The 7,479-nt window shown below is 67.4% G+C and carries 3 protein-coding genes; all 3 read right to left on the bottom strand.

Features of this window, described 5'->3' with window-relative positions; genetic code table 11:
- The coding region (gene gatB / locus AC16JP_RS05185; RefSeq protein WP_484339539.1) for an Asp-tRNA(Asn)/Glu-tRNA(Gln) amidotransferase subunit GatB at positions 1–1,211 on the bottom strand (1,211 nt) is incomplete at its 3' end.
- 48 nt (positions 1,212–1,259) lie between these two features.
- A complete protein-coding gene (locus AC16JP_RS05180; protein WP_484339538.1) occupies positions 1,260–5,366 on the bottom strand; it encodes an AMP-binding protein in 4,107 nt (1,368 codons plus the stop codon).
- Positions 5,367–5,482: 116 nt separating this feature from the next.
- Positions 5,483–7,479: AMP-binding protein (locus AC16JP_RS05175; RefSeq protein WP_484339537.1), on the bottom strand; the 1,997-nt coding region annotated here is incomplete at its 5' end.

Raw genomic sequence — 7,479 nt, 5'->3', positions numbered from 1 at the left:
GAAAGCGTGCCGTCGGCGAGCAGCGCCAGCAGTTCGCCGCCCTGCGCTGGCGTCACCGGGCTTTCGGCCACTTCGAGGCCAAGCCTGTTCAGCGCCGCAAACAGTTCGCCCGTCATCCAGTTGGCGGATTTTTCGGCAACGGCCCGTGCGGTCGTCCCCTGCCGTCTGGAGGTATCGGCGATCAGCGCTTCGAACCAGTCGGAAATGTCGGTATCGGCGGTCAGCACGCCGGCAAGATAGGCCGACAGCCCGAGGTCGGCTTCATAGCGGCTGCGACGCGCGGCCGGCAGTTCGGGCAGGCTGGCGCGGCATTCGGCGATGAAATCCTCGGTCAGCTCCAGCGGCAGCAGGTCCGGCTCGGGGAAATAGCGGTAGTCGTGCGCGTCCTCTTTCGAGCGCAGCGAGCGGGTTTCGCCGCGATCGGGATCGAACAGCCGGGTTTCCTGCGTGATGGCGCCGCCATCCTCGATGATCTCGACCTGACGTCGGGCTTCATAGGCGATCGCCTGCTGGATGAAGCGGATCGAATTGACGTTCTTGATTTCGCAGCGGGTGCCAAGGCCTTCGCCGGGGCGGCGCACCGAGACGTTGACGTCGGCGCGCATCGAACCTTCCTGCATGTTGCCGTCGCAACTGCCGACGGCGCGCAGGATCTGCCGCAACGCAGTCACATAGGCGCCTGCCTCGGCCGGAGAGCGCATGTCCGGCTTCGAAACGATCTCCATCAGGGCGACGCCCGAACGATTGAGATCGACGTAGGAGGCAGTCGGCGACAGGTCGTGGACGGATTTGCCGGCATCCTGTTCGAGGTGGATCCGCTCGATGCCGACGGTGCGGCGTTCGCCTTCGCCGGTTTCGATTTCCAGCGCGCCTTCGCCGACCACCGGATGCTGGAACTGCGAGATCTGGTAGCCCTGCGGCAGATCGGCGTAGAAGTAATTCTTGCGGTCGAACCGCGACCATTTGTTGATCTGCGCGCCCAGCGCCAGCCCCGTGCGCACGGCCTGGCGCACGCATTCGCCGTTCAGCACCGGCAGCATGCCGGGCATTGCCGCATCGACCAGACTGACCTGGCTGTTCGGTTCGCCGCCAAAAGTGGTCGAGGCGCCCGAAAACAGCTTCGAGCGCGAGACCACCTGCGCATGCACTTCGAGGCCAAGGACGACTTCAAACGGCCCGGTGCGGCCTTCGATCAGATAGGGTTCAGCCATGCCTGCCCCATGCGGCAGCAGGGCCGGAATGGCAAGCCGATGCCCGCGTCAGACTGCCGCCGGAAAGGCCGGATCGTCGGCGTCGGCGATGTAGCGGCGGAGCCTGCCCATCGCCTGCGCCGCCAGCCAGGAATACAGCCGCCACAGCAGGATGCCGCCGGCGACCGCCGCCAGCACATGCAGCGCCGGCAGCTGGATTCCCGCCCGTTGCAGCAGTGCCGCGAACTGGAAATGCGTGAGATACAGGAACAGCGACGCCCCCGAAACCGGCAGCAGCACAGCCGACATCATGCGCGGCAGCGGCACCCGCCGCACGAACAGCAGCAGCAGTCCGAAGCACAGCGTGTATATTCCGCCCCAGCCGGGGAAGAACTGCAACTGCGCCACCCCATAGGCGACGACGACGAACGCCAGCATCCGTCGCCGGGCCTGCGAATCGGCAAGCGCCACCAGCACGCCAAGCATCACCGTCGGAAAATGGGTGGTCGGAAGATAGGACCAGATCGAAAGCAGCGGCGCACCCTCGGTGGCAAAGCCCGGCAGCAGCACCAGCGGCAGCGCGAACCGGAACACGACGCCGACAAGGAACAGCGACATCGAAAAGCGCCATGGGTCGAGGCCGGGCCTACCGAACCTGAGCGCGAGCCAGGTCGCCACCAGCACGGCATACAGGATCTGCACCATGGCATGGACATACCAGAGGTAGAATTCGCGCCCGCCGGTATCGGGGTTGCGATAATCGAAGAAGTTGCCGGTGAGCGTGAGGATCGAGATGTGCGGATCGCGCCCCGTCGCGGATTTCACCAGATACAGCAGCACCGAAAACCCCAGCACCGGGATCAGCAGGTTCGCCATCATCCGCACCAGCGGCGCGACGCTGCGGCGGTGGAAGGCCGTCGTCAGTTGCAGGCCGCCGAACAGATAGCCGGTGACGAGGAACAGCGCCGTGGTCGCGCCCGCCACATAGGGGATCAGCGCCAGATGTTCTGCAAGCACGATCAGGATCGCGATCGCGCGCGTCAGCATCGAGGAATCGACCGGACGCCAGAAGCGGCCGGGGCGCAGATGCTGCGCGCAAAGCTGGCGCACGCCCATCACCTGCCAGCCATCCGGCACCGCGCCAAGCACGTCCTCGGTTGCAAGATAGAGGTTCACATAGCTCAAGGAATCGCCGCCCAGCGAAACCAGACTGTCGTCTGCGGTGATGTCGGAGCGGCCGAGAACGCGCTGCCAGGCGTCGATCAACTGCTGCTCGGCGTCGGTCGGCGGCGACATGGCCGGGCCGGGGCGGCCCGCATCATGCGCGGCGATGCGGGCGCGAAGGGCTGCCCGATCGAGCTTGCCGTTGGGAAGCAGCGGCACATGGTCGAGAGTGATGAACAGCTCGGGCACCATATAGGCGGGCAGCCGGCCGGCCGCGAACGCCGCCAATGCCGTTGCCCGGCCCGGCTCATCCAGCGTATCTACGGTGAAGGCGACCAGCCGCCGGCGATTGCCGTCGTCGTCGGCCAGCACCATGGCGCTGGCGACTGCGGGGTGCGCCTCGAGCGCGGCCGCGACTTCTGATGGCTCGATCCGGTAGCCACGGATCTTCACCTGATCGTCGGCGCGCCCGACGAGCTGGATCGCGCCGTCGGGCAGGTGGAAGCCGCGATCGCCCGTCATATAATGCCGGGGTTCATCGCCGGGCGGCGCGACGGCGACGCCTGCTTCGATCGCTCCCAGTGCGGGCAGGCGGGCGCACACCTCTACTTCGCCGGGTTCGTAGGCGCCCAGCGGCGCACCCCCGGCATCGACGACCTGCACCACATTGCCTTCGCTGCCCCAGCCGATCGGCACGGCGCGCACCTGGCCGGTCGGCGGCTGTTCGTCGAGGGCGAAGAAGGCGACGGCCTGCGGCGTTTCGGTTGCGCCATAGAAATTGACCTGGGCGGCGCCGGGCGCTGCCGCCCGCATCCGATCAACGAGGGCGGGGCGAAGCATGTCGCCGCCCCAGAACAACAGCCTGAGCGACGCCAGCGCGTCCTGCGGCGCACCGGCCAGCATCACTTCGCCAAGTGGCGGCGTCAGGTGGCAGATGCCGGGGCGGGTTGCCTCGATCCAGCGCGAGAGGCGGCCGGGCGACAGGATGTCGTCCTGCGAAGGCACCAGCAGCGTCGCGCCGGACGACAGCGTGGTGAAGATATCGCGCAGCAGCGGATCGTGGCCGAGGCCCGACAGCATGGTCACCCGGTCTTGCGGGCCGATGGCGAAGCGGCGCGCCTGCCAGCGGACGAAATGCACCAGCGGCTGGTGCGAAACCGCGATGCCGCGCGGTTCGCCGGTGGTGCCCGAGGTGAACAGGATATAGGCAGGCTGCGCCGGATCGACGGCGGCCGCCACAAGCGGGGCTTCGCGTTCGGGATCGGTTTCGACGAGCGGGATCTGCGCCTGCTGCGCCAGTGCGCGTGCCCGCGCCGTCAGGCCGTCGGCCGCCGAAACCACCAGTGCATGCGGTTTTGCTTCGTGCAGCAGCTTTGACAGGCGGGCGTCGGGATAAGCGCTGTCGAGGATGATGAATACGCAACCCCTGGCCGACACCCCCAGCAGGTTGCTGACGACAGCCGCATTGCGCCGGGCAAGAATCGCAACCCGTGCGCCTGCCGGAACGCCTGCCCCGGCAATGTCGGCGGCGGCGCCCCCTGCCCGCGCCGCAAGCGCCGCATAGGAAAGCGAGGCATCGGCCGACACCAGCGCCGGTGCTTTGGGCGCAGCCCTGACTCGCGACAGGAAGGCGGCGGTGATGGCGGCGGCCGGTGCGTCCGCCCCGGCGGCTTCGGGGGAAGGCGGCAGCGGTTGCAACGCGATCAGACGGGTTTTTTCAATCGCTTCATCCGGGCGGGCGAGCAGCGCCTGCGCCAGCGCATCATATTGGGCGATCAGATGTTCGATCCGCCGATGTGAAAGTTCGCGCGGGCGGAAGAACAGCACCAGCCGCCGGTCGGTTCCGGCGCGCAGGAAGCGGAAGTTCAACTGGAAATCGCTTTCGCGCAGATCATGGCTGGCGTCGGACAGGACGAGGCCCGGAACGTCGATCGCGGGCGGTGCCGGAAACCAGTTGACGCCAAAGCGCGGGTGAACGCCGGTCCGGGCGATCACATGGTGATAGGGAAGCAGTTCGTTCGCGGTCGACTGCCGGATCGTTCCGGCCAACTGGCGGGCGAAGGCGGCGAAGCTTTGCCGGGGATCGACCGGCGCGCGCACGATCAGCGCGTTGGAATAGGCGCCGATCGAGCGTGCAGCCGTGGGAAGGCTGCGCCGGCCGTTCGACTGGAACGTGCTGAGCACATCGGTCGTGCCGGAAAGCCGCCCCAGCAGCACCAGCGTCACGGCATAGGCGATGGTGAATTCGGACACTTCAAGCGCTGCGGCACCTTGCGCCATGGCGTGCGCGGCCCCGGCGGACAGCGGCCGGTCGATGGCGGACATTCCGGGGCTGTCGGGCGCGTCGAGGTCGGGCGGCAGGCCCGCCTGTTCCGGCGCGTCTTTCAACTGCCGGTCCCACCACGCCAGTTGCGACAGGCACGGCTCGGTCGACGCCCAGTCGGCGGCAAACACCTCGTGCGGGGGCGGGCCGGCGGCTGGCAGCGGCAACCCCTGATAGTGGGTGAAGATTTCCTCGAGTGCGATGCGGGCGGACTGGCCGTCCGAGATGCTGTGGTGGTTGGAAAAACTGAAATAGTGCAGATCCGGCTGAACGCGGACCAGATGATAGCGGCCGAGCGAGGCCGGGCCGAGATCGGGCTTGGCCATCAGAACGGGGCGCAGCCACGCGTTCACATCGTTTAGCGTGGCGCCGGGAAGATCGATGATTTCCAGCCGCGCCGGGTTGTCGGACACGACATATTTTTCGAACCGACCCGCAGGATCGGCGGCAAAGCCGGTGCGAAGCGCCGCGTGGCGGGCGATCAGCGCATCGACCGCCGCCGCCATGCGGTCGGCATCGAGCGCGCCTTGGATCCGTGTCAGCCGGGGGATGGTATAGACCTGCGGCGTCAGCCGCTCGGCCAGCACATAGCGTTCCTCTTCCGGTGAAAGCGGCATGGTGCCAAGGCCGGGCGGCGGCGGGCGATCGCCGGGCCGCACACGCGGTTCGGCTGGCGCGTGGGCATTCATGCAGGCAAGCCCGTGCGCGGCGCAAGCGCCGACACTGCCGACCAGAAGGGTTGCAACGATGCATTCATAGGCAGTTCCGCCCCCGAACCTTCAGCATGAGGAAGGGGCGCGCCGAGTCAAGCCCGATCGGGTAAAGCTCTGTTACCTAACCGCCGGCCGATCAGCGCGATCACGGCGTTCAGCGCAATGCCCGACAGGATCGCGCTGACGATCGTCACGATCAGCGGCGCGCCGGGAAAGATGTTCAGCGCAATATAGATGATGACGCCGTGCGACAGATAGATGTGATAGCCAGCGCCCGACACCCGGGCGACTGCCGCGCGCAGCAGATCGGGCAGCGGCAGCCGGGGCAGGAACAGCAGCGTCGACGCGCCCGCCAGCAGCCACAAGGCGCGCGTCTGCCCGACCAGCGGGTTGTGGTTCGGCCAGACAGCAAGCTCCGGAACCAGACCGGCCGTCAGCAGCGCCAGCAGCAGCGCCACCACCGCCGCGATGCATTTGCGTTCGTGCGTTCGCGCGAACCAGATCAGCCAGCCGACGGCGAACAACGCCAGCGAGGCATCGCCGGTGCGGTTCACCAGCCCATCGCAGATTTCCGGATAGGCGATGAGCGCGGCGAACTTGACGACGAATGCCAGCCCGACGAAGCCCAGCCCGAGCCGGAACGGGTGATCGCGGCCTGCCGCCCGCACTGCGGGGATCAGGCACAACAGCGCCGTCAGCAGATAGAGCTGGAACAGCGCTTCCAGAAACCAGAATGGTGTAAGGAACCCGCCAGGCGACGGGAAATAATTGCCGACAAGCAGGAAATTCCACATCGACACCGGCTTGCGCAACACTGAATACAGCGCAAGTATCGCCAGATACGGCAGCATGATGCGGATGAAATAGTCGCGCACCACGGTCCATCCGTGCCCGGCGAACAGCCTGTCTGACTGGAAACGCGCCAGCGAATAGCCGGCGAGAAGCATCAGCAGATCCGAGCCGCCGCCCACCGGATAGTCGCTGGCGTGGTTGACGATGACGGCAACCAGCGCGATCGCCCGCAGCAGCATTTCGCTGTCGATGCGGGGCAGGCGGACACGCGGTCTGTTTGGCGCGCGGGCCAGCGCCTCAAGTTCGGCGATGGTCAGGGATTCCCAGCCGTCGGGCAGATCGCCAAGCGCGTCCTCCAGCGCCATCGAAATCTGCACATAGCCCAGACTGTCGCCGCCGAGCGTGGTGAAGCTGGCATGGCGGTCGTGCCGGCGTCCGGGGAAGGCGCGGCGGAATGCGGCGGCGACCGGGCTTTCACCGCTATCGGCGTGGTTTGCGGCCTGCTGTCGCCGCCCGTTTGCTGCGGCCAGAAGCGCGCGATAATCGGTCTTGCCGTTGGCGAGGTGCGGCAGTTCATCAAGTGCAGCCACATCGAACAGGCTTTCCGGCAACTTCATCTGCTGCGCCAGACCGGCGGCAAGGCCGGGCGGCACGGCCCCGGCGATGGTCACGGAAATCAAGTCGTCGGTGCCGGTGACGGCCGCCGACAGGCCGCGTTCGGCCAGTTGCCGCTCGATCTCGTCGAACGAGACGCGCAGGCCGAACGGCTTGGCCATGCGGCTGGCGCGGCCGGTGATGCGGAACAGCCCGTCGGCCCGCCGGATCGCCAGATCGCCGGTGCCGAGCGCCTCGATTTCTGGGCCGCCGGAAAGGCCCTCGCGGCCGGTTGCGTAGCCCATCATGATATTCGGCCCGCGATAGACCAGTTCGCCTTCGGTGTCGGGTGCGGTGATCGGGCCGTTGCCGCCTTGCAGCGCCAGGGTGCCGCCGGGGATGGCGATGCCGATGCAGTCGGGTGCGTCGGCCAGACGTTCGGGCGGCAGATACGCCATGCGCGCGGTGGCCTCGGTCTGGCCGTACATGATGAAGAAGCGGACGCCGCGCGCCTGCGCCCACCGGCCGACGCGTTCGGCGGTTTGTGCGGGCAGCCGGCCGCCTGCCTGCGTCAGTGTGCGCAGTGTCGGCAGATCGCGGTCCCAGAAGCCGGTGCGGTCGAGCAGTTCGTAGGAATAGGGGACGCCCGCCGCCGAGGTGCCGCCCTCGCGGTGGAAGAAGTCCCAGATGCCGGTGTCGAGCA

The sequence above is a fragment of the Sandaracinobacteroides sp. genome (genome assembly GCF_057137845.1).
Note: the sequence above shows the minus strand (reverse complement) of the source record. Positions and strands in the feature narration are given on the sequence as shown.